This window comes from Sphingobium limneticum, assembly GCF_008710155.1.
Taxonomy (GTDB): domain Bacteria; phylum Pseudomonadota; class Alphaproteobacteria; order Sphingomonadales; family Sphingomonadaceae; genus Sphingobium; species Sphingobium limneticum.
Map to the genome: position 1 here is coordinate 1 of NZ_VYPZ01000104.1, position 658 is coordinate 658.

The following is a 658-nucleotide window of genomic DNA, read 5'->3' on the forward strand; positions in this document are numbered from 1 at the left end:
CCTACGACAACGCCTTAGCCGAGACGATCAACGGCCTTTACAAGGCCGAGGTCATCTGGCGGCAGCGATCATGGCCAAGCGTTTCGGCCGTGGAAATGGCAACGCTGCGCTGGGTCGATTGGTACAATAATCACCGGCTCTTCGGCCCTATCGGGCACATCCCGCCCGCTGAGGCCGAAGACAATTACTATGCAGCCCTCGAGAACCTCGATATGGCTGCATAGCCAAATGAAAACTGCCTCCTGAAAACCCGGGGCGCTTCACAACCGAGTTTCTCGACTTCCTCAAGCGGATCGATGCCGAGATGCCCAAGGGACCGGACGTGCACATTGTGATGGACAACTATGCCACTCACAAGACGCCGAAGATCAAGGCCTGGCTGGCGCGTCGTTCGCATTGGCATGTCCACTTCACACCGACATCGGCCTCCTGGATCAATCAGGTCGAGCGCTGGTTTGCCGAATTGACGCGCAAGCAGCTGCAGCGCGGCGTCCACCGATCGACGGCGGAACTTGAAGCCGACATCACGGCTGTAGCGCGACGATTACGGAGTCCGGTCGGCGTCAATTTTGATGGCCGATAGGTGGCCGCGCCGGTTGGTGAATTCTGGCTACCATTTGCTGTTGCGAGGAGCAACCGTCGAGCGACAATTACGACG

At 58.5% G+C, this 658-nt stretch carries 1 protein-coding gene and 1 pseudogene; both read left to right on the plus strand.

The genetic code is table 11. From position 1 onward, the window contains the following. A partial coding sequence (locus F4U94_RS24195) for an integrase core domain-containing protein (protein WP_150412212.1) occupies positions 1 to 224 on the plus strand: 224 nt, incomplete at its 5' end. A 44-nt stretch (positions 225 to 268) separates the two neighbouring features. Continuing rightward, positions 269 to 526, plus strand: a pseudogene (locus F4U94_RS24200) (transposase); the annotation flags it as partial. Positions 527 to 658: the final 132 nt, after the last annotated feature.